We start from the raw sequence: 20570 nt of genomic DNA, 5'->3' as shown, positions 1-20570 counted from the left end.
TTCAGTTTGTCGCTCTTCACACTGCAGTCCTGATGTGTTCAGCGGCAGCTTCTATCCGTTATCCCCGGATTGTCTCCGACCTGCGAAGACGGTGAAGGCTCCAAGAGTTGCGAAATCGTGACCTAGCCCGCACGCGTGGCAAAAGGCGATGAACTCCTGCGGATCAATGATTACTTCGATGATGGTATCGCCGCGCGCTCGAAATTTCTCAATTTGTTGCTCTATCGCCTGCTCCCATTCCTCGAAGGTATCGAGGAGCTGAGCGCTTGGTACCCATCGATCGCATTCTCTCATAATGCTCCCGTCGAAAGATGGGGATGTTGCGCTGGGCCATGCGTCTTCGTCTCCAATCTCTAGAAATCGCTAGGCAAGCTGCTTCGTGGCTTGACTAAGCTGCCGGTACACGGGGCAGTTGGCCAACTGCTCTCTTGATGGCTCGCGCTGAGTCGCTGATTCACGTATAGCAGTATCCCACGTAACAGGGATAAGGGCACCCCGCCGACGCTGCGTATCCCAAATGGGACGGGCGAAAAATCCACTCGGCTGCTAAGTAGCGCGTCCGCATTTCTGGCAAGAGCCTGCGGGGCCAGTCGATGTCGTTCCAGGGCAGACCAATGTCCGATCGGCCGGACCGGGAAGCTGCGTGCGGGATGCAAGATCCGCCTGAACGCAGCAGGCCTGATGGGCTCTTGAAGGTGGATTTCCAACAAGCCCGATCAATGGAGTTCGCGAGGATGGCAGACATGATACCCGAGGTCATTTCTCCTCGCTCGCGGAAGGATTTTTTCTCAGGCCGGTCGAATGGCTGCGTCAATCTGGTCCGTTACATCGCTGGCACACGGAATGAGCCGGGCGCAAGAGCGATCCGGATCGGGGTGATAGATTTTCTTGTTGTGGCGCTAGCCCTCGTATTTCCATGGTCGACAACCGCAACCACGGGTCTCGCGCTTCTCATTTGCATCATGATCGCGATCACCTATGGCGCGCAAGAGATGATCAACGGTCTAAGGCGTCCCGCCTGTGCGCTTCCGCTCCTGCTCCTCGGACTGGCGTCCGTCGGCACATTTTGGGCTCATGGCGTACCTTGGCCGGAGCGGTTGCACGCATTTGGGAAGGTATCCAAATTCATCTGCTTCCTTCCGTTGTTCGTGCACTTTCAAAATACGTCCCGCGCAGGATTGGTGTTCGCAGCCTATCTCCTGTCTAACCTCGTGCTGCTTGCGCTCTCATTCCTGGTGTTCCTCTCGGCAGACATCACTAGCGTTGTCGGAGCGAAGGCTCCGGGCGTCCCCCTGAAGAACTATTTGGACCAGAGCCAGGCCTTCGCGTTCATCGCCATCGTCCTTGTGTCGCTTGCGGCGGAAGCCGTCCGTCGACAGCAGCGGCCCCAAGCGAGCTCACTTGCCGCTCTATCCGCCGCATTCTTCGCGAACCTCGCTTTTGTGAATATTGCGCGGACCGCATTTATTTATCTGCCGGTGATGCTCGCGCTCGTCACGGTCCGCTATGTCCGCGGGTGGTACTCTCTCGCTGTCTTGGCTGCCATTTGTGTGCTCGCGGTCGGAGCATGGGAAATGTCTCCGAATCTCCAGTTCAAGATGGTGCGACTCATGGGCGAGGTTGATGCTTTTCAGACCAACACCATGTTTGTGAACGGTGTTGAGACTGGCGGCGCGGAGCGTCTCGAATTCTGGCGCAAGTCAATCGGATTCATTCGCTCGGCGCCGGTCCTTGGTCATGGTACCGGCTCGACAAAGCAATTGTTTGCAGCTGAAGCAGCCGGGCAAACCGGCATTGAGGCAAAAGTCGTCGATAATCCCCACAATCAGACACTTGCTGTAGCGATCCAGTGGGGGATGCTCGGATGCGTCGTTCTTTACGGCATGTGGGGCGCCCATCTCCTGTTGTTTCAAGAAGGGCTCAGCGGCCGGAAGGGCACTCTACTTGCATGGATCGGCCTAATTGCAGTCGCGCAGAACGTTCTAAGTTCGTTGCTCAACTCGCATTTGTTCGATTTCTACCAGGGGTGGCTCTACTTGTTCGTGGTCGCGATCGTCGGCGGACAACTGCAGGCAAAGAGGCGCTGCACGGAGGATAGCCAGAGCTAGCTGACGCCTGAGCCGGCGGAGCGTGCCCTGTTGGTTCTGTTTTGCTCACTCCAGCCGCGATTAAAGCTTTGCGAGCGCAGCGTCCAGCGCATTCTGGAACACGGTCTCGTCAACATGACGGGATCTTCGGCGCGAACTTCCTTCTTCACGAGATTGGCGACCGGCATAGTCAGCGGCAGCAACGTGTTGGTGCTGTGCCAGCTCTTGATCCAGTGCTCCGAATTGGAGCGGTGTCGTCGATGACGGGGAGGATCAGCGTGGGCGAGTGGCGGCACGCCGTCGGCATCAGCGATCAGCGTGTCGAACAGCGCAGATCTCCAGCAACTGATGCCAGTCGGCACAAACGCGCCAAGCGCGACATCTCCACGCCCAGCACCAGTCCGACATGGCCCAAGCCAACTTCGGCCACAAGTCGTTGAAAGCCTAAGCGCCCTTCGATGCTCGCGCCAGACCGCCGTGATCGTCGTCGATGACGACAATGCTCTCACGCGCCCAGCCGAACTGGAAGGCGCGATTCCGGCGCGTTACGCTCGCGCGTCAGTAGCTTCTCGCTCCCAACAGCCCAAGGCTGGCCTACAAAATCGGCTCGAAATGCAGAGTTACATTAGCCCATTCCAAATCTGCTGGCACCGCATCCCGGCTAGGGAGCGTCTTCGATACAGCAAGCATTTTTTCTCTGCTCTACGCTGGCTCCCTACGACGACTGAATACTTGTTGAACTGCCCCCCTTCCTGCCTCTTCTATTCATCCCCGTCGCCGATCGCATGCTGCGAGTGGCGCTCGACGGGGGGCAATCGTGGCGGTCACTTCACTCCATTCGGAAGCATTCTCGCGTGGCGCACGCATGCTGCGTACCGCGCTGGGCCCTGCGATAGCGACCTTCCTCGAAGATCCTTCGATCGTCGAGGTGATGCTCAACCCCGATGGTCGGCTGTGGATCGACCGGCTGTCGGGCGGCCTGGAGGATAGCGGACGAACGATGACCGCCGCCGATGGCGAGCGGATCGTGCGCCTGGTCGCCCACCATGTCGGCGCTGAGGTCCATGCCGAGAAGCCGCGCGTCTCGGCCGAGCTTCCCGAGACGGGGGAGAGGTTCGAGGGACTTCTCCCGCCCGTCGTTGCGGCGCCGGCCTTTGCGATCCGCAAGCCCGCCGTCGCGGTCTTCACCCTCAACGACTACGCGGCGGCCGGCATCATGACGGCCAGCCAGGCGGGCGTGCTCCGCGAAGCCGTCGCCGGCCGGAAGAATATCCTGGTCGCTGGCGGCACCTCGACCGGCAAGACCACCCTCACCAACGCGCTGTTGGCCGAGATCGCCGGCACCACCGATCGTGTGGTGCTGATCGAGGATACGCGTGAATTGCAGTGCCGCGCGCCGAATCTGGTCGCCCTGCGCACCAAGGACGGCGTCGCGTCTTTGTCCGATCTGGTTCGGTCCTCTCTGCGGTTGCGTCCCGACCGCATTCCAGTCGGCGAGGTGCGGGGCAGCGAGGCCCTGGAGCTCCTCAAAGCCTGGGGCACCGGCCATCCCGGTGGGATTGGAACGATTCACGCGGGCACGGCGCTGGGCGCACTCCGCCGCCTCGAACAGCTCATCCAGGAAGCTGTCCTCACCGTGCCCAAGGCGCTGATCGCCGAGACGATTGATGTCGTCGCGGTGCTGCGCGGCCGCGGCAGCGAACGCCGCCTCGCCGAACTTGCTCTCGTCGCCGGCCTCGATCCCGCCACCGGCGATTACCGCGTCCAGTCCGCCGGGGCGGGCGGCCAATCCTCGTTTCCCAAGGACCCATCATGATCCAGTTCCCTCCCGCGATCCGTCGCGTTCGCCGCCGCTTCACCAAACTCGCGGCGATAGCCTTCATCTCCATCGCTGTCGCGCCCGCGGCCTACGCCTCCGGCTCCTCGATGCCGTGGGAGACGCCGCTCAATCAGATCCTGGAGTCGGTGCAAGGTCCGGTCGCCAAGATCATGTCGGTCATCATCATCACCGTGACCGGCCTGACGCTCGCTTTCGGCGATACCTCGGGCGGCTTCCGCAGGCTGATCCAGATTGTCTTCGGACTGTCCATCGCCTTCGCCGCGTCGAGCTTTTTTCTGACCTTCTTCAGCTTCTCCGGCGGAGCCTTGGTCTGATGGCGGCGATTGTCGATCCAGAGGTGCCGGGCTTCTTCGCGCCGGTCCACCGCGCGCTCACCGAGCCCATCCTGATGGGCGGCGCGCCGCGCGCGGTGGCGATCGCCAACGGCACGTTGGCGGCTGCCATCGCGCTCGGACTGCGGCTCTGGATTCCCGGCGCGCTGATCTGGGCCGTGGGCCACGTCGCGGCCGTCTGGGCGGCCAAGCGCGATCCTCAGTTCGTGGACGTCGTTCGCCGTCACCTCCGCTATCCGTCCTATCTCGCAACATGAGGCTTCCATGCTGAACCTCGCCGAATATCGCAATCGGCCCACCAGCCTTCCCGACTTCCTGCCTTGGGCTGCGTTGGTCGAACGAGGCGTGATCCTCAACAAGGACGGATCATTCCAGCGGACGGCGCGCTTCCGTGGTCCGGATCTCGACAGCGCCACGCCTGCGGAGCTGGTCGGCGTGACGGCCCGCCTCAACAACGCCCTGCGCCGTCTCGGCTCGGGCTGGGCGATCTTCGTCGAAGCTCAGCGCAGCGCCGCGCAGACCTATCCGTACAGCGCCTTTCCCGATCCCGCATCGGCGCTGGTCGATCTGGAGCGGCGGAATGCTTTTGAGGAGGCCGGCGCGCATTTCGAGAGCCGCTACTTCCTGACGTTCGTCTGGCTGCCGCCGGCCGAGGACGCCTCGCGCATTGAGGGCTGGCTCTATGAGGGTCGTGCGCAGAACGGCGTCGATCCCTACGAGCTGCTGCGCGGCTTCGTCGATCGGACCAACCGCGTCCTGCAACTGGTCGAAGGGTTCATGCCCGAGGTGGCGTGGCTCGATGACGGCGACACGCTCACTTACCTGCATTCGACCATCTCGACCCGGCAACAGCGCGTCCGTGTCCCGGAGACGCCGATGCATCTCGATGCGCTGCTCGCGGACGAGCCGCTCGCCGGCGGCCTCGAGCCGCGCCTCGGCAGCCACCATCTTCGCACGCTCAGCGTGGTCGGTTTTCCGACCGCGACCCATCCCGGCATCCTCGACGAGCTGAACCGGCTTGCCTTCCCCTACCGCTGGTCAACGCGCGCGATCCTGCTCGACAAGACCGAGGCCGTGAAGCTGCTGACCAGGATCCGCCGACAGTGGTTCGCCAAGCGAAAGTCGATTGCCGCCATCGTCAAGGAGGTGATGACGAACGAGGCCTCGACATTGGTCGACAGCGACGCGGCCAACAAGGCCGCCGATGCCGATCTCGCCTTGCAGGAACTGGGCACCGATGATGTCGGCCAGGCCTACGTCACCGCGACCGTCACCGTCTGGGATGACGACCCCGGCCGCGCCACCGAGAAGCTTCGCCTCGTCGAGAAGGTGATCCAGGGTCGCGACTTCACCTGCATGGTGGAAGGGGTGAACGCGCTCGAAGCCTGGCTAGGCTCGCTGCCGGGACACGCCTACGCCAACGTTCGCCAGCCGCCGCTCTCGACATTGAACCTGGCCCACATGATTCCGCTTTCGGCGGTCTGGGCGGGGCCAGCGCGCGACGAACATTTCCGCAGCTCCCCGCTCTTCTTCGGCAAGACCGAAGGCTCGACGCCGTTTCGGTTCTCGCTGCATGTCGGCGACGTCGGACACACCCTGATCGTCGGCCCGACCGGTGCCGGCAAGTCCGTGCTGCTGGCGCTGATGGCGATCCAGTTCCGGCGCTATCGGAACAGCCAGATCTTTGCCTTCGATTTCGGCGGTTCGATCCGTACCGCCGCGCTTGCCATGGGCGGCGACTGGCACGACCTCGGCGGCAGCCTGTCGAATAGCGCTGAGGACTCCGTGTCTCTTCAACCGCTCGCACGTATCGGCGATGCGGCGGAGCGTGCCTGGGCCGCCGAATGGGCGACCGCAATCCTCGCCAAGGAAGGCGTCACCATCGATCCGACTGCGAAAGAGCATGTCTGGTCGGCGCTGACCTCACTGGCTTCCTCGCCCGTCGAGGAACGGACTATCACCGGCCTGACGGTCCTGTTGCAATCGACCGCGCTCAAGCAGGCGCTGCAACCCTATTGCGTCGGCGGTCCCTCCGGCCGGCTACTTGACGCTGAGGCTGAGCAGCTCGGCTTCGCGTCGGTCCAGGCATTCGAGACCGAGGGCCTGATCGGCGCCGGCGCGGCGCCTGCCGTGCTCACCTACCTCTTCCATCGCATCGAGGGACGGCTCGACGGCCGGCCGACGCTCCTCATCATCGACGAGGGTTGGCTCGTCCTCGACGATCCGGCCTTCGCCCAGCAGCTGCGGGAATGGCTGAAGACACTGCGGAAGAAGAACGCGTCCGTCGTCTTCGCCACGCAATCGCTCTCCGACATCGATGGCAGCAGCATCGCACCCGCGATCGTCGAAAGCTGCCCGACACGCGTTTTCCTGCCGAACGAGCGCGCGATCGAACCGCAGATCACCGCGATCTATCGGCGGTTCGGTCTGAATGATCGCCAGATCGAGATCATCGCGCGAGCGACGCCGAAGCGGGACTACTACTGCCAATCGCGACGCGGCAGTCGGCTATTCGAGCTCGGCCTCGGGCCGATCGCGCTCGCCTTCTGCGCCGCATCCTCAAAGGCCGACCATGCCGCCATCGAACGTCTGCTCGCCGAGCACGGCCGCGAGGATTTTACGCCGGCCTGGCTCGCGGATCACGAGCTGCTCTGGGCTGCCGATCTCATCCCTGATCTGACCAACCTCGAGGTGTAATCATGACCGTCCGTAAGACGCGGCGCGCAGACCTGATCGCTGCGACCGTTCTCTCGCTTGCCCTGTCGCTTCAGCCGCTTTTGATCACGCCAGCCTCCGCGCAGTGGATCGTCTACGACCCCAGCAACTTCAGTCAGAACGTGCTGACGGCGGCGCGGGAGCTGCAGCAGATCAATAATCAGATCCAGATGCTGACCAACCAGTCCCAGAGCCTGGTTAATCAAGCGAAGAACCTCGCGAGCCTGCCGATGTCGACGCTCGCCCAGCTGCAGTCGACGATCGCGCGGACCCAATCGCTGCTGAGCCAGGCGCAGAATATTTCATTCAACGTCCAGCAAATTCAAACCGCGTATTCCGGCAGCTACGGCACTGCGCCGACCACGGGGTCCAACGCCGCGCTGTTTGCCGCTGCTCAAATCCGTTGGCAGAACTCGGTCGGCGCGTTCGAAGACTCGCTGAAGGTGCAGGCTGGCGTCGTCGGCAATATACCGACCAACTCCAGTGCGATGACGTCGCTGGTGTCAGCCAGCCAGTCCGCAAGTGGCGCCCTGCAGGCCGCCCAGGCCGGCAATCAGCTCCTTGCCGTGCAATCCCAGCAGCTGTCCGATGTTGTCGCGGTTCTCGCCGCGAAGGGACGAGCGGACGCGCTGGAGCAGGCGCGTGTGACGGCGACGGAGTCGCAGGGCCAGCAGCAGTACAAGATCTTCTCGACGCGCAGCGGCTACCAGCCCGGCGACGTCACCATGTTCAGCGGCAACTAAGGGCGCGGAAGATGGATCGCTCGGATTTCTGGCGCTTAGTCGCGATGATTGCCCTGTTGGCGGTCTTCATGGCCACGCTGTCCTACATCCATCGGCGTCCGGCGCCGCAGCCGGTATCCGAGGCTCCCGCCATCTCTGCACCTGACGATCTCTCGGCCGAGCTGCGCCGCTGCCGCGCGCTTGGCCCAGAGGATGCCGAAGATCCGCACTGCCGGGCGGTCTGGGAGGAGAACCGCGCGCGCTTCTTCGGCAGGCCGGCGCGGCCCTTGCTGCCACAGGCCGCGCCGGCCACGCCTTCGACGACGAACGCTAAGGAAGGAGACACGCCATGAACAACGTCGGCGTTATCGACACCTTCCTCAATACCTACACCACCTACATCGATTCAGGCTTCGGCCTGGTCAAAGGCGAAGTCACCTATCTCGCCTCGACGCTGATCGTCATCGACATCACCTTGGCCGGCGCATTCTGGGCTTGGGGTGCAGACGAAGACATTGTCCAGCGGCTGGTGAAGAAGACGCTCTATATCGGTTTCTTCGCCTTCATCATCACCAACTTCAACAAGCTCTCAGGCGTCATCTTCAACAGCTTCGCAGGCCTCGGTCTGAAGGCCGGCGGCTCGTCGATCTCGACAGCGGACTTTTTGCGGCCGGGGCGGCTCGCGCAGGTCGGTCTCGACGCCGGGCAGCCGCTGCTGGACGCGGCAAGCCAGATGATGGGCTTCACCAGCTTCTTTGCGAACTTCGTCCAGATTGCGGTGCTGATGGTATCCTGGCTCCTGGTGCTGATCGCCTTCTTCATTCTGGCGGTGCAGCTGTTCGTCACGCTGATCGAATTCAAGCTGACCACGCTCGCGGGCTTCATCCTCATTCCATTCGCGCTGTTCAACAAGACCGCTTTCCTTGCGGAGAAGGTGCTGGGCAACGTCGTCGCCTCCGGCGTGAAGGTGATGGTGCTCGCTGTCATCGTCGGCATTGGCACCGGGCTGTTCTCCCAGTTCACCACCGCCTATGGCGGCGGCCAGCCGACGATCGAGCAGGCGCTCTCGGTCGTGCTCGCAGCGCTCGCCATGCTCGGCCTTGGCATCTTCGGGCCCGGCATCGCAACCGGTCTGGTGTCAGGGGCGCCCCAGCTTGGCGCGGGCGCTGTGGTCGGAACTGGCCTCGCCGTCGCCGGCACGGCGATGGCGGGGGGCGCAGCGCTTGGGCTGGCGGGAAGGGGAGCGATGGCAGCAAGCTCCGGCGCTGCTGCGGCTGCACGTGGTGGTGCGGCGATGGCGGGCGGAATGTCCTCCGCCTACAGCCTCGCATCTGGCGGCCGGTCCGGCGCTGGCGGCGTCGCCTCCGGGCTCGGCGGCGCCGGCCGCGCGGCGGTCAGTGCGGCGACAGCTCCCGTCAGACGCGCGTCTGCGGAAGCAGTCGGGTCAATGACGGAAAGCTTCGCCTCCGGCGCCCGGTCCGGGGTCGCAAATACCGGTGGCTCCTCGACCATGGGGACCATTGAGAGTGGCGAGGCCTCAAACGATGGAGCCGCCTCTCAAGCGTCGGCCGAGAGAAGTCCGCCCGCCTGGGCCCAACGCGTCAAGCGCAATCAGGCAGTCATTCACGGCGCGCAGACCGCCGCGCAAGCCCTCAAATCCGGCGATAGCCATGGCGGCGGCCACTCCGTCGACCTCTCGGGAGGAGAATAACGAATGTCAGTCTTTCGGCGATCGTCGGTCCGCTACGGCCGCACGCCCGAACCCGCAACCCCGTATCAGCGCGCGGCCCAGGTTTGGGACGAACGCATCGGCTCCGCCCGTGTGCAGGCGAAGAACTGGCGCCTGATGGCCTTCGGCTCGCTGATCCTTAGCTGCGGCCTTGCCGGCGGGCTTATCTGGCAATCCACGCACGGCACCGTCGTTCCCTGGGTGGTGCAGGTCGACAAGCTCGGCGAGGCGCAAGCGATAGCGCCCGCTGTGGCTGACTACAGGCCGAGCGATCCGCAGATCGCCTGGTATCTCGCCCATTTCGTCGCGATGGTGCGCTCGCTTCCAGCCGACCCGATCATCGTGCGGCAGAACTGGCTGCAAGCCTACGATTTCACGACCACGGCGGGCTCGGTGGCGCTCAACGACTACGCCCGCGCCAATGACCCCTTCGCCAATCTCGGCAAGCAGCAGGTCGCGATCGACGTCTCCAGCGTCATCCGCGCCTCGCCCGACAGCTTCCGCGTCGCCTGGGTCGAGCACCGCTATCAAGACGGCGCGCTCGCCGGCACCACACGTTGGACAGCGATCCTCACCATCGCGATTCAGCCACCCACCGACGCCGACCGGCTGCGCAAGAATCCACTCGGCATCTACGTCAACGCCATCAACTGGTCGAAGGAGCTGGGACAATGACCCCGCCGATTTCCGTAAGCGCCGTCCGTCCGGCTTCGCGTCTCTCCATCGTTCACCAAAACCGGAAAGACAGCGATACGTGCTTCCGTAAATCCGCCTTGGCGGCTTTGCTGATGTCCGTCTCAGCCCTTGGCGCCTGCGCGCACAATTTCATCCCGCCCGACATCAACTACGACACCGCGGAGCCGGCAACCCTCACCACTGATCCGCCGCCGCCCGTCAAGATCGTGGAATTGCCCAAGCCCCTGCCGCTGCCCGGGCAGTTGAAACCGCTCACCGCCGGCAAACGCGTCCCCGAAGCCGCCGATCCAAAGGTTCGCGTCAAACAGGCGAACGCCGCAGCACGGGTGCAGCCGGTCCGCACTGGCTTCATCAACGCGGTCCAGGTCTATCCATTCTCCGGCGGAGCCCTCTACCAGGTCTATACGGCGCCCGGCCAGATCACCGATGTCGCCCTCCAGGAGGGCGAGCAACTCACAGGCTCCGGACCGGTCGCCGCCGGCGACACAGTGCGCTGGATCATCGGCGATACCGAGAGCGGCGCGGGCGCGACCAAGAAGATCCACATCCTGGTCAAGCCCACGCGGCCGGAGTTGCTTACCAATCTCGTCATCAACACCGACCGGCGGACCTATCTTCTCGAACTGCGTTCGACGGAGAAGACCTATATGGCCTCGGTCTCCTGGCAGTATCCCGAGGACCAACTCATCGCGCTTCGGCAGCAGAATGCGACAGCTGAGGCCGCCGCTCCGATCGCGGCCGGCGTCGATCTCGGTTCGATCAACTTCCGCTACGCGATCGAGGGCGATGATCCGGCCTGGCGTCCGCTGCGCGCCTTCGACGACGGGAACAGGGTCTACATCGAATTCCCCAGCGGTATCGTCCAGGGCGAAATGCCGCCGCTGTTCGTCATCGGGCCGGCCGGTGGCTCCGAGCTGGTCAACTATCGGGCGAACCGCAACTACTACATCGTCGACCGCCTGTTCGCCGCGGCCGAACTGCGTCTTGGCGACAAGGACAGCGAGCGGCGCGTACGCATTGTCCGTACCGACGGAAGGCCGCGCTCATGGCGATAGGCGGTGAAGACGAACATCAAAGCGACATCCCACCCGTTCCGCCACCGGATCTTCGGCTCCGAGGCGAGGGGCCAACTGTTACACGCCTCTCGCGCAAGATACTGATCGGCCTCGGCGCGGTGTCCGCTCTCGCGGTTGCCGGAGCGCTCGGCTATGCCCTCCAGACCCGCAATAAGCCGCAGTCTGGCCAGGAGTTGCTCAGCACCCAGAATAGCCCCTCGGCCGAGGGCCTCGCCGGGCTGCCGAAGGACTATACCGGTCTGCCACGTCAGGCGCCGCCGCTTGGGCCGCCGCTGCCCGGCGATCTAGGCAAGCCAATGCTCAACGCCGGTGCTGCACCGAACACCGTGGTCCCCGGAACGACGTCCGATCCGGAGGCGCAGCACAGGGCCCAGGAGATCGAAGCAGCGCGGGTCAGCCGGCTGTTCGCCCAGACCGTTCAGCAGCCGCAGAGCGTCGGCCAAATCATTCCGAATAGCTCGACCACAACCGCGACGCCGCCGGCCACGACCCCGCCTATCGACGCTGGATCGGCTCAGAACATGCAGGACCGCAAGACGGCCTTCCTCAACGCGTCGACCGACAAGCGCACGGTCAGTCCGGATCGACTTGAGGCCAAGGTCTCTCCTTATGTCGTGCAAGCTGGTACCGTGATCCCGGCAGCGCTCATCACGGGCATCCGCTCCGATCTGCCTGGCCAGATAACCGCGCAGATTACCGAGGCGGTCTATGACAGTCCGTCCGGCAAATATCTGCTGATTCCCCAGGGTGCCAAGCTGATCGGCCAATACGACAGCTCCGTCGCGTTCGGCCAGAGCCGCATCCTCTTGGTCTGGACCCGCATCATCATGCCCGACGGCAACTCGATCGTGCTGGAACGGCAGCCCGGCGCCGACACTGGTGGTTATGCCGGACTCGAGGACGAGGTCGACAACCATTGGGGCATGCTGTTCAAGGCCGCCGTCCTCTCGACCATGCTCAGCGTCGGAGCCGAGGCGGGTACGAGCCAGAATGAGAACAACCTTGTTCAAGCAATCCGCAGCGGTGCGTCCAACAGCATCAGCCAGACCGGCCAGCAGATCGTGCAGCGCCAACTGAATATCCAGCCGACCCTGACCATCCGACCAGGTTTCCCGGTCCGCGTCATCGTCACGCGCGACCTGGTGCTGGCGCCCTACGGACAAAAAGGTACGCGATGACGAAGCTCAAGCTTGGACCACTCGAAGACGACAAACCGGTCAAACTCACGATCGAGCTGCCGGCGGCGGTCTTCAGGGATCTCAAAAGCTACGCCGAGATTCTGAGGCGTAGCGGAGGCGCGACGACACCGATTGAGCCGGCCAAATTGATCGCACCGATGATCGAGCGTTTCATGGCAACCGACCGCGCCTTTGCGAAGGCACGCCGAGGTGCCGGTCAAGTCGGAGGGGGATTGGTCGAAAGATCCGGGTAGCGCTCGCGAAGCAGGTCAAGGAACGGACGCAGCGATGGATTACCGTTGGCGTGCCGCAAATAGGCGCGGAAGCTCAGCCGCGTTGGCCCTTCGGCATCATGCACCTCGCGGAAGGTGACACCCGGATAGACTGCGCCAGTCGCACTTTCCAATATCAGTAGAATGCCCCAGCCCACGCCGACCAAGGAGAGGAGGCGGTCGAGCACGACATCATGGCGAAGCAGCAGGCAAGGGTCGGAGGATCCCAATTTGCTGATGAGGAGCTTCAGGAATTTCGGTCCCGGGCCTCGCTGTGACATTAAAAAGCGATTCGTGCCTCAGTTCGCCCCAGTGAACTACTTCACGGCCCGCCAACGGATGGTTCGCGGGGAGGGCGGCAACGACACGCTCGCTCCAGAGCAACAATGACCTGTCACTCCATTTCGAATTTGGCGCGGCCACCAAGGCGACGTCAACGGAGGGGCTGGCGAGATCCGAGATCAGATGGTCGCTCGCTCCGTCGACCAGTTGTCTATCGACATCGGGGAAGCGGTGCCGGTGCTCGAGCAGAGTGGCCCGGAGATTGCCGGCTGAGAGCAAGGTGTGGATGCCGATGGTCAACCGACCGCTCTCGCCACGCGAGCGGGTCTTCAGACGAGCGGTCATTGCATCAGTTTCGCCCATGACGCGCCGGGCGGCATCGAGGAATTCCTGACCTTCGATGGTCGGTCGCGTGCCGCCATTGGTGCGCTCGAAGAGCGTGCTGCCCAACGTGTGTTCGAGTCTTCGAAGACAGCGACTGAGCGTTGGCTGCTTGATTCTGAGCGTCTCTGCCGCTTGGCGGAGGCTCCGATGCTGGGACCCGACGATCGCCCAGCGTAGATCTCGAAATTCCACGGGCACGGTCGAAGCTCTAGGGTGAGTTGTCGGTGACCAAGTGTCTTCTTGAATGGGTCATTCCATTTGCATGCCTTATTCAGCTCCTCCTTCCCCAGCCGTGAAATGCCGCACGCGGCTCGCGCTTCACGCTCAGCGCCATGACTAACCTCGTCTCCAAGAGGCCGCTCCGACTATCACTAGCTCCCCAATGGCCCCCCTCGCGCGGCCTGCCCTGGGTTCTTACTTTCGGCGCCCCTCACATTTGTTCCACTGATTGATTGGCATAAGTCCAACGCGGATTACGACGCCTGCTAACATCTGCCTTGTGGTCCTCAGCTTCCGGCAAGATAGTCAGCCGTCAAAGTTCGGCTTATCTCCGAAAACGCCGTCAGAACTTTTCCAATCTGATCTTGGCCTATTCCCGAGTAGATGACTAAGCGTACGTACTGGTCGCCATAGGCTACGACAAGTACGCCCATTTCCGACAAGCGTTTGGTGAGACGAGCCGCGTTCATCTGCTTAGTTCGAAGTTTCACCAATACGATGTTTGTTTGGAGTGAATCAAAATCAATTGACAACCAAGGATGCTCGGAGGCGAGCGCCGTACCCAAGTGCCGCGCATTCGCATGATCGTCGACGATGCGCTTCTGCATAGTCTTTAGCGCAACAAGAGCCGGCGCTGCCACTATGCCAGCCGGGCGCCAGTTCCCACCCAACATTTGCCGAACGCGGCTTGCATTTCGAATGAAAGCCTTGCTCCCACAGAGCATCGCTCCCAACGGAGCGCCCAAAGCCTTGTTTAAACTGACCGCAACGCTATCTGCGCCTCGCACCAGCGCCAGCGGGTCACATTTGGCATAGGCGGCCGCATTCCACAATCGCGCGCCATCGAGATGGATGGCGATACCTCGTGCCCGACATGCACTCTCGATCTGCTGTTGCCAACCCTCGGGCATGACCGTCCCGCCCGCGCGATTGTGAGTGTTTTCTAAGGAGACCATCGAAACTCGCATGGCCTCGTCCTCACTGCGGTCGAGAACCTCCGCTAATTGCACAGGCGACAGATGTCCATGCACTCCGGTAACTCGAAGTACAGCCACATTTGAGACTCCCGCCGTCGATGCAGCCTCGAACTCCGCGACGTGTGACTCAGTCTCCGCGATGATAAAGTCACCGGGCCGACAATGGACCATGAGCGCCGCCTGATTGGCCATCGTGCAAGTCGGAAAGAACAGGGCGTCCTCGGTTCCGAGCGTCTGAGCTGTCAGCGCTTCCAATTCTCGCACATGCTGGTCCTCGCGGGGACCATAACTCGATGGCACACGCGCGGTGGCGATCATTGCCTCGATCATCTCCGGCGTAGGGCCCGCGAGGAGATCGCTGCGTAGGTCAACCAACGACATTAAGTCCTCGGGCGTTAGTGTTGAAGTACCTTGGAGAGGAAGTCACGAGCACGATCGCTAGTGTTTCCGGCGAAAAACTCGTCTTTAGGAAGATCATCGACAATGCGACCAGCATCCATGAATACGACGCGATCTCCTACTCGGCGCGCAAATCCCAACTCATGTGTCACGACGATCATAGTTGTCTTGCCCTCCGCGAGGGCTGTCATCACGTCAAGGACTTCGTTGATCATCTCCGGATCTAGAGCGGAGGTCGGTTCGTCGAACAGCATAACCGCCGGCCTGTTCGCGAGTGCTCGCGCGATGGCAACCCGCTGCTGCTGGCCGCCGGACAATTGAGCCGGGTATTTCTTCGCATGATCAAGCAAGCCAACCTGGCGGAGTAGTTCGGCAGCACGCCGGTCCAAGCCATGATCGCCTTCATTGACGATCATCGTGGGGCGCATGGGGTCGAGCCGATCTGCAAGGTCTTGCCGATCGCCCCCTCGACCTACCATGCCCATGTGGCCAAACGGCGCGATCCGGCCAAGCTGTCGGCGCGCGCCAGGCAGGATGTCAGGTTGAAGATCGAAGTCCGGCGCGTGTTCGATGAGAACTTCTCCGTCTATGGCGTGCGCAAGGTCTGGCGGCAGCTCAAGCGCGAAGGCTTCGATGTTGCCCGTTGCACCGTGTCGCGACTAATGAGGGACATGGGTTTGCAAGGTGTTATCAGCGGCAAGCCGGTCAAAACCACGATCAGCGACAAGGCCGCGCCATGCCCGCTGGATCACGTCAACCGCCAATTCAAGGCGCCAAGGCCGAACGTCCTCTGGCTCTCCGACTTCACCTATGTCGCGACCTGGACGGGCTTTGTCTACGTCGCCTTTGTGATCGACGCCTATGCCCGCAGGATCGTGGGCTGGCGAGCCTCGCGCACGGCGCATGCAGGCTTCGTGCTCGATGCGCTGGAGAAGGCATTGCATGATCGTCGGCCGGTCCATTGCGGCGGGCTCGTCCACCACAGCGACAGGGGCAGCCAATCCGCCCAATACGTCTCAATCAAATACACCGAGCGCCTGGCTGAAGCAGGCGTCGAGCCTTCTGTCGGCAGCGTCGGAGATTCCTATGACAACGCTCTCGCCGAAACCATCAACGGGCTCTACAAGGCCGAGGTGATCCATCGGCGCGGACCATGGCGCAGCTTCGAGGCCGTCGAGTTCGCGACGCTGGAATGGGTCGACTGGTTCAACAACCGGCGGCTCCTGGAGCCCATCGGCAACATACCGCCGGCCGAAGCCGAGCAACGCTACTACGCCATGCTGGAACAACCGGCCATGGCGGCATAACTTAAACCAAATGGCCTCCGGCAAACCCGGGGCGGTTCATACCGCTCCTTTCATGACATGATAGACGCATTCCGCGGGTTCACTCTCGATGTAGATCGTCCGACCCTTCTTGTAACGCTGACAATGTGTGGAAGATCGTGGTGATTTGAGCATTGTCGGCTAGATGAGCATTCACGGTGTGTTGGTTTCTCAGCCATGGATCCGCGCGCTTCGTATTCCGTATGTGTATGTCAGATTGCCGCCTTAATGTCGTAAATCCGACAGGAGCTGCCGGAGCAACTCCGCGCGAAACGCTGTACGTGGGCATGTTCTTCTCGTCCAACAAGGCGCAGTCGAGATTTTGCGGGTGGCACGGCGGTTGCTAATGAGCAGAGAGATCACCGGATGAGGTGGGTGAAGATGGTCGCAGGCGGACTTTAGTGTTCACACGGATGAGACTGTTGCCGGTTTCAACAGACGTCTTGCAAGACGCGGCTATTGCGGATGCATCATTCACCATGCCTCCCGCGGCTACAGGCCAAGCCGCTGCCCCATCCCAAGTCACACAAACGTGCTTCGGTAATGAAGCGAAGGACCCGGACAGAATTTACATGAGCGCCAAGGACAAGAACTTACACGAGCTAAAAGAGACTTCTGTGGAAATGCTGGATGTCATCGGAATTGGGGTCGGCCCATTTAACCTCAGTCTTGCAGCACTTATTGAACCTACTCCGCTCCGCGCACTTTTCCTGGAGAAGCGAGACGCACTTTTCTGGCATCCAGGCCTTGCACTGCCGAACAGTCGACTTCAGGTGTCGCCGCTCAAGGATTGCGTGACCCTAGTCGATCCTACTAGCCCATACTCATTCCTCAACTATTTGGCACTGCATGGTCGGCTCTACAGCTTTGTCAACAGGCGAAATGCTTCAACGTCCCGGCAGGAGTTCATTGAGTATTACCGGTGGGTCGCAGGGCGACTCAATACGCTCCGCTTCTCGGAGGACGTCACGGATGTCGTTCCGTTTAGGGACGGCTACCGCATCAGCACGAATACAACCACATACTTGGCGCGCGCTGTTGTTGTGGGCGTTGGCGTAGAGCCCAAGATCCCTCCCTGCGCCAGATCTTTGCTATGTGACACTGTCTACCATGCAGCCGACTATCTCGAGCGGCAGCTTCCGCATGCAGCCGAGCATGTGCTCGTTGTGGGAGGTGGTCAGAGCGGGGCTGAGATTATTGAGGACATGCTTACTCGTTCCGTGCCCACCCAAATCACGTGGGCAACGTCGCGTTCAAACTTGTTTTCCATCGACGACAACAGCTTTGTGAATGAGGCTTACACACCCTCCTATAGCCGTCGCTTTCACGCTCTACCGCTTCAGCAGCGCCGGGACATAGTCAAGGGCGAGATGCTTACGAGCGATGGTATTTCTGTCAATTTGTGCAATCGCCTATATGAAATGCTGTACGAGCGCAGCGTGGATGGCACGCTGGCCGACCGTTTTCGTGTGTTGTCCAGCGTAGTCGTGAAAGGCATCGCGTCCCACAAAAAGCGCTGGCGAGTCGATCTAGATGAGATCGCAACGCAGCGAAATAGCTGCATCCTCGTTGATCGTATAGTGCTTGCTACAGGTTTCCAGCCACGTACGCCGCCCTTCTTGGAGGCCCTCCTCGAGGGTGCGTGTATGGAAGATGGCCTGCCCGTACTCGGCCCGGACTACGCAGTCCGCTTCAGTCGGCACATGCCAGGACCAATTTATCTACAAAATCAAAGCCGCGTGCAGCATGGATTGCAGAGTGCCAATCTATCTTTGGTGGCGTACCGCAACAGCCAAATTATTAACAGCCTCCTCGGCCGACCGTTCTATTTGAATACATCCGACAGGCAGATGATTCAGGTTTGTTCAGACACGTCTGAACGAGACGCCGGTGTGGTTGCGTTGCGATCAACCCGACAGATGTTGGGTAGCACATGAACGGCGGCTCGACCTCACCGCTGCGGGGCCGGATTGCGGATGGAACGGCCAACGCCGCCGACCAGCTTTCAGGCACGCTCGACTACCGCGCCTTTGTACCATTTTTGATTGCCTCCATTGTCATTGCAGCAGCTTACGGCACTAGCTTTCTATTGCCGGACTACATGCATGCGCTCGAAACGGATAGTCGAGTCGCGGGTCTTATTATTTCCAGCGGCCTGGCTACTACTCTCGTTTCCTGTTGCTTGGCTGGGTGGCTGGCAAAGCGGATAGGCCTATTACCCACGTTGACTGCCGCATCGCTGTTTATGGCGGTAGCCATGCTGGCCTTTGCCGGCGCTGCCCTCGATACGCGAGCGGCGTACGTTGGAGGACTAATGGTGGGCGCTGCTTGGTCAGTGTTCTACATTCTGGCACCGCTGCAGATCATTCGGCATCTACGGCCCTCAGCACGTATTCAGTATTTGACGGTCTTATCCGGATCACAAATGGCTGGGCTCGGCCTAGCGGCTCCACTTGGTCACTTGCTCGCAAAATACACGGGTTCGCTGGCCACGATTTATGCGGTGCTTGCGATTGCGTGCGTGACCGCCGCCGCCTGCGTAGACCTTACAAGACGCGCGATGTCGAGGCTATCGGCACTGGCTATGCCGGATATCGCGATTACACTTGCCGCGACTACGACACTGCTTCAGAAGTGCACAGCGCTCCCTATCGCCATGATTGCGATTTCAGCCTGCACGTTCGCGGGGCTGTCCACATATCAGAGCGCGTATTCCGCATCACGTCACTTGAATTCCGATCTGTTCTTTCTCGTTTTTACTGCTACGAGCGTGGTACTACGCTTCTCAGTCGCTCACCTCATGGGCAGCCTGCCGTTACGCCGACTGGCGCTCACGCTCATCCTACTGATCGCTGCGTCTCTGGTGCTGTTCCTTCTCAACGGTGGCAGCACCTCACTCTATATTGCGGCCACAGTCCTCTTTGCCGCCGGCTATGGGTTAAGTTATTCAACCTTGAACACGATAGCCGTCAATCTCGCCGGCGAGCACGGCGTCTCCGTGCCCACTACCTCGCAGATCTTTACCCTCGCATACTTCCTCGGGCTCTTCGGCTTTCCCATGGTTGGAGGGCAATTGGTCCGTGGATTCGGCCTTGACGTGATGTTGCTGAGCCTATTGAGCGCGACCGCTCTTAATGCGGTGCTAGCAACCCGCCTCGGGCAAAGCACAACTGATCCGCCTCATCTTAGGAAGGAGCTCACACATGCTGACTGAGGCACAACAATCGAAATGGCATAAGGATGGATACCTTCGATTGGAAAGGTTCTTCGATCCAGCCACGCGCAATAAGATTTCTCGTTACGTTGAGGAAGTTGCACGTTGGGATGTAAGCTCCGATAAGTGGATGTTGTGGTTCGAGAAGACGAGTGACAGCCGGAAGATTATCTCGAAGGCCGAGAACCTCTTAGACTACCATGCCCCTCTACGGGAGGCGCTCCTGGCCGATGGACGCATTCGTATAGCGGTCGAGACACTCTTGAATGAGAAGACACGGATGTTGAAGGAACTTCTGATCTTCAAGTATCCGGACAGCGGCGGATACCGCCCTCATCAGGACATCTACCATGTGCCGCACAAGATACCCGACCGCATGGTGCACGCAATTGCATCCATCGCCGTGGACGACTCCGACCCGGGTAACGGTGGGCTCTTCTTCACGCCAGCTCGCCATAAGGAAGGAATGTTTCCGATGGATGCCGGCGGCGTGATTCACCCGGAGATCGCCGAGACCTTCACATGGGAGCCGGTGCAATTGAAAGCTGGTGATGTTTTCATTTTCGACGATTATGCGCCCCATTACTCCTTGCCAAACAAGAGCGATCGGTCGCGTCGTGCGATTCACTTGGTATTCCAGCGCGCATCCACTGGGGGTCCGACACGCACCGAATACAACTGCATGAAGCGCGCCTACAACCCTCCAGAGGAAGCGGTGGCCGATCTTGAAAACCTAAAGCTTCCCAATGGCATATTCTATCGCGATTGATAGCCCCGTCTGAGGAAGACCAACATGTACACGACGCAGCTCGATCATTCTCTGATGAGGACCGAATACGGCGTTCTGGTCTGGCGCCTTTTGGAGCATCTGCCGGAGGGTCTCAGCCCAACATTTGGCGCTTCAGTCGTGGAGCTTGCTCCAGGCGATGCGGTCGACCCGCACGATCATCAGGAGCACGAGCTGTGGCTGCTGATCTCTGGTCGTGGAGAGTGCGAAGTCGACGGTCAGGTCCGTGATGTTGGCGAAACGACGTTGTGTTACATGTCGCCACATCAGACGCACACTATCCGCAATATCAGCCAAGACAGCACTCTCAAGTTTATCTCGATCTGGTGGGATTGA

19 protein-coding genes, 3 pseudogenes and 1 other annotated feature are annotated in these 20570 nt (G+C 61.2%); of the genes and pseudogenes, 17 read left to right on the top strand and 5 right to left on the bottom strand.

The genetic code is table 11. The features are described 5' to 3' along the window. Positions 1–743: 743 nt before the first annotated feature. The gene (locus tag FXB38_RS10245) at positions 744–2108 is read left to right on the top strand and encodes an O-antigen ligase family protein (RefSeq protein WP_187434777.1); all 1365 of its coding nucleotides are present in this window, start codon (positions 744–746) and stop codon (positions 2106–2108) included. Here the strand turns inward: FXB38_RS10245 and FXB38_RS43455 are convergent. After that, positions 2105–2449: a hypothetical protein gene (locus FXB38_RS43455; protein ID WP_210250890.1), complete on the bottom strand. Its 345-nt coding sequence runs from the start codon at positions 2447–2449 to the stop codon at positions 2105–2107. The genes FXB38_RS10245 and FXB38_RS43455 overlap by 4 nt on opposite strands. Before the next feature lie 503 nt (positions 2450–2952). Here FXB38_RS43455 and trbB point away from each other — a divergent pair. The 11 genes from trbB to FXB38_RS10185 are packed head-to-tail and all read left to right on the top strand — an operon-like array spanning position 2953 to position 12629. Beyond that, positions 2953–3903: a P-type conjugative transfer ATPase TrbB gene (trbB, locus tag FXB38_RS10235; protein ID WP_430640165.1), complete on the top strand. Its 951-nt coding sequence runs from the start codon at positions 2953–2955 to the stop codon at positions 3901–3903. Next, positions 3900–4241 (top strand): TrbC/VirB2 family type IV secretion system protein, encoded by a 342-nt coding sequence (locus FXB38_RS10230; protein ID WP_148750725.1) that lies wholly within the window; start codon positions 3900–3902, stop codon positions 4239–4241. The genes trbB and FXB38_RS10230 overlap by 4 nt, the downstream gene beginning before the upstream one ends. Then, positions 4241–4516 carry a VirB3 family type IV secretion system protein gene (locus FXB38_RS10225; RefSeq protein WP_187434776.1) on the top strand — a complete coding sequence of 92 codons (276 nt, stop codon included), beginning with the start codon at positions 4241–4243 and terminating at the stop codon, positions 4514–4516. Before FXB38_RS10230 ends, FXB38_RS10225 begins: the two co-directional genes overlap by 1 nt. Positions 4517–4523: 7 nt before the next feature. Beyond that, positions 4524–6956 carry a conjugal transfer protein TrbE gene (gene trbE / locus FXB38_RS10220; protein WP_148750724.1) on the top strand — a complete coding sequence of 811 codons (2433 nt, stop codon included), beginning with the start codon at positions 4524–4526 and terminating at the stop codon, positions 6954–6956. Positions 6957–6958: 2 nt separating this feature from the next. Next, positions 6959–7717 (top strand): P-type conjugative transfer protein TrbJ, encoded by a 759-nt coding sequence (gene trbJ, locus FXB38_RS10215; protein WP_148750723.1) that lies wholly within the window; start codon positions 6959–6961, stop codon positions 7715–7717. 11 nt (positions 7718–7728) lie between these two features. Continuing rightward, positions 7729–8049 (top strand): putative entry exclusion protein TrbK-alt, encoded by a 321-nt coding sequence (gene trbK-alt, locus FXB38_RS10210; RefSeq protein ID WP_148750722.1) that lies wholly within the window; start codon positions 7729–7731, stop codon positions 8047–8049. Further along, entirely contained in the window at positions 8046–9407 is a 1362-nt protein-coding gene (gene trbL, locus FXB38_RS10205) for a P-type conjugative transfer protein TrbL (RefSeq protein WP_148750721.1), read from the top strand. The genes trbK-alt and trbL overlap by 4 nt, the downstream gene beginning before the upstream one ends. 3 nt (positions 9408–9410) lie before the next feature. Further along, complete coding sequence (trbF, locus tag FXB38_RS10200) at positions 9411–10100, top strand: conjugal transfer protein TrbF (protein WP_148750720.1); 690 nt, start codon at positions 9411–9413, stop codon at positions 10098–10100. After that, positions 10097–11176 carry a P-type conjugative transfer protein TrbG gene (gene trbG / locus FXB38_RS10195; protein ID WP_148750719.1) on the top strand — a complete coding sequence of 360 codons (1080 nt, stop codon included), beginning with the start codon at positions 10097–10099 and terminating at the stop codon, positions 11174–11176. The genes trbF and trbG overlap by 4 nt, the downstream gene beginning before the upstream one ends. Continuing rightward, positions 11167–12375 carry a TraB/TrbI/VirB10 family type IV secretion system protein gene (locus FXB38_RS10190; protein ID WP_148750718.1) on the top strand — a complete coding sequence of 403 codons (1209 nt, stop codon included), beginning with the start codon at positions 11167–11169 and terminating at the stop codon, positions 12373–12375. The genes trbG and FXB38_RS10190 overlap by 10 nt, the downstream gene beginning before the upstream one ends. After that, the gene (locus tag FXB38_RS10185; protein ID WP_148750717.1) at positions 12372–12629 is read left to right on the top strand and encodes a DUF2274 domain-containing protein; all 258 of its coding nucleotides are present in this window, start codon (positions 12372–12374) and stop codon (positions 12627–12629) included. The genes FXB38_RS10190 and FXB38_RS10185 overlap by 4 nt, the downstream gene beginning before the upstream one ends. Positions 12630–12839: 210 nt before the next feature. Here FXB38_RS10185 and FXB38_RS43750 read toward each other — a convergent pair whose 3' ends face one another. The 4 genes and pseudogenes from FXB38_RS43750 to FXB38_RS10170 all read right to left on the bottom strand — a co-directional run. Continuing rightward, a complete protein-coding gene (locus FXB38_RS43750; protein WP_246229811.1) occupies positions 12840–13379 on the bottom strand; it encodes a LysR family transcriptional regulator in 540 nt (179 codons plus the stop codon). Next, positions 13380–13505: pseudogene (locus FXB38_RS43745) on the bottom strand (LysR family transcriptional regulator); the annotation flags it as partial. Positions 13506–13819: 314 nt separating this feature from the next. Beyond that, entirely contained in the window at positions 13820–14890 is a 1071-nt protein-coding gene (locus FXB38_RS10175) for a threonine aldolase family protein (protein WP_148750716.1), read from the bottom strand. 14 nt (positions 14891–14904) lie between these two features. Next, positions 14905–15285 (bottom strand): annotated as a pseudogene (locus FXB38_RS10170) (amino acid ABC transporter ATP-binding protein); the annotation flags it as partial. Beyond that, positions 15258–15375: a sequence feature (AL1L pseudoknot), on the top strand. It overlaps the preceding pseudogene by 28 nt. On the opposite strand from FXB38_RS10170, the pseudogene FXB38_RS10165 reads away from it, so the two are divergent. The 5 genes and pseudogenes from FXB38_RS10165 to FXB38_RS10145 all read left to right on the top strand — a co-directional run. Next, positions 15289–16215, top strand: a pseudogene (locus tag FXB38_RS10165) (IS3 family transposase); the annotation flags it as partial. It overlaps the preceding feature by 87 nt. A 590-nt stretch (positions 16216–16805) precedes the next feature. After that, positions 16806–18170 carry a lysine N(6)-hydroxylase/L-ornithine N(5)-oxygenase family protein gene (locus FXB38_RS10160; protein ID WP_246229799.1) on the top strand — a complete coding sequence of 455 codons (1365 nt, stop codon included), beginning with the start codon at positions 16806–16808 and terminating at the stop codon, positions 18168–18170. Continuing rightward, the gene (locus tag FXB38_RS10155; RefSeq protein ID WP_148750714.1) at positions 18167–19447 is read left to right on the top strand and encodes an MFS transporter; all 1281 of its coding nucleotides are present in this window, start codon (positions 18167–18169) and stop codon (positions 19445–19447) included. Before FXB38_RS10160 ends, FXB38_RS10155 begins: the two co-directional genes overlap by 4 nt. Continuing rightward, positions 19437–20216 (top strand): phytanoyl-CoA dioxygenase family protein, encoded by a 780-nt coding sequence (locus FXB38_RS10150; protein ID WP_148750713.1) that lies wholly within the window; start codon positions 19437–19439, stop codon positions 20214–20216. The genes FXB38_RS10155 and FXB38_RS10150 overlap by 11 nt, the downstream gene beginning before the upstream one ends. A gap of 24 nt (positions 20217–20240) precedes the next feature. Beyond that, on the top strand, positions 20241–20570 hold the full coding sequence (locus tag FXB38_RS10145; protein ID WP_148750712.1) for a cupin domain-containing protein: 330 nt from the start codon (positions 20241–20243) through the stop codon (positions 20568–20570).

The sequence above is a fragment of the Bradyrhizobium cytisi genome (assembly GCF_008123515.1).
Lineage (GTDB): Bacteria > Pseudomonadota > Alphaproteobacteria > Rhizobiales > Xanthobacteraceae > Bradyrhizobium > Bradyrhizobium cytisi.
This window is presented reverse-complemented; position numbering and strand designations above follow the sequence as displayed.

What these genes read in the sequence shown, in the direction of transcription:
- FXB38_RS10245 (WP_187434777.1), top strand. Translation starts at nt 744, where the DNA reads ATGATACCCGAGGTCATTTCTCCTCGCTCGCGGAAGGATTTTTTCTCA.
- trbB (WP_430640165.1), top strand. Translation starts at nt 2,953, where the DNA reads ATGCTGCGTACCGCGCTGGGCCCTGCGATAGCGACCTTCCTCGAAGAT.
- FXB38_RS10230 (WP_148750725.1), top strand. Translation starts at nt 3,900, where the DNA reads ATGATCCAGTTCCCTCCCGCGATCCGTCGCGTTCGCCGCCGCTTCACC.
- FXB38_RS10225 (WP_187434776.1), top strand. Translation starts at nt 4,241, where the DNA reads ATGGCGGCGATTGTCGATCCAGAGGTGCCGGGCTTCTTCGCGCCGGTC.
- trbE (WP_148750724.1), top strand. Translation starts at nt 4,524, where the DNA reads ATGCTGAACCTCGCCGAATATCGCAATCGGCCCACCAGCCTTCCCGAC.
- trbJ (WP_148750723.1), top strand. Translation starts at nt 6,959, where the DNA reads ATGACCGTCCGTAAGACGCGGCGCGCAGACCTGATCGCTGCGACCGTT.
- trbK-alt (WP_148750722.1), top strand. Translation starts at nt 7,729, where the DNA reads ATGGATCGCTCGGATTTCTGGCGCTTAGTCGCGATGATTGCCCTGTTG.
- trbL (WP_148750721.1), top strand. Translation starts at nt 8,046, where the DNA reads ATGAACAACGTCGGCGTTATCGACACCTTCCTCAATACCTACACCACC.
- trbF (WP_148750720.1), top strand. Translation starts at nt 9,411, where the DNA reads ATGTCAGTCTTTCGGCGATCGTCGGTCCGCTACGGCCGCACGCCCGAA.
- trbG (WP_148750719.1), top strand. Translation starts at nt 10,097, where the DNA reads ATGACCCCGCCGATTTCCGTAAGCGCCGTCCGTCCGGCTTCGCGTCTC.
- FXB38_RS10190 (WP_148750718.1), top strand. Translation starts at nt 11,167, where the DNA reads ATGGCGATAGGCGGTGAAGACGAACATCAAAGCGACATCCCACCCGTT.
- FXB38_RS10185 (WP_148750717.1), top strand. Translation starts at nt 12,372, where the DNA reads ATGACGAAGCTCAAGCTTGGACCACTCGAAGACGACAAACCGGTCAAA.
- FXB38_RS10175 (WP_148750716.1), bottom strand. Translation starts at nt 14,890, where the DNA reads ATGTCGTTGGTTGACCTACGCAGCGATCTCCTCGCGGGCCCTACGCCG.
- FXB38_RS10160 (WP_246229799.1), top strand. Translation starts at nt 16,806, where the DNA reads ATGAGCGCCAAGGACAAGAACTTACACGAGCTAAAAGAGACTTCTGTG.
- FXB38_RS10155 (WP_148750714.1), top strand. Translation starts at nt 18,167, where the DNA reads ATGAACGGCGGCTCGACCTCACCGCTGCGGGGCCGGATTGCGGATGGA.
- FXB38_RS10150 (WP_148750713.1), top strand. Translation starts at nt 19,437, where the DNA reads ATGCTGACTGAGGCACAACAATCGAAATGGCATAAGGATGGATACCTT.
- FXB38_RS10145 (WP_148750712.1), top strand. Translation starts at nt 20,241, where the DNA reads ATGTACACGACGCAGCTCGATCATTCTCTGATGAGGACCGAATACGGC.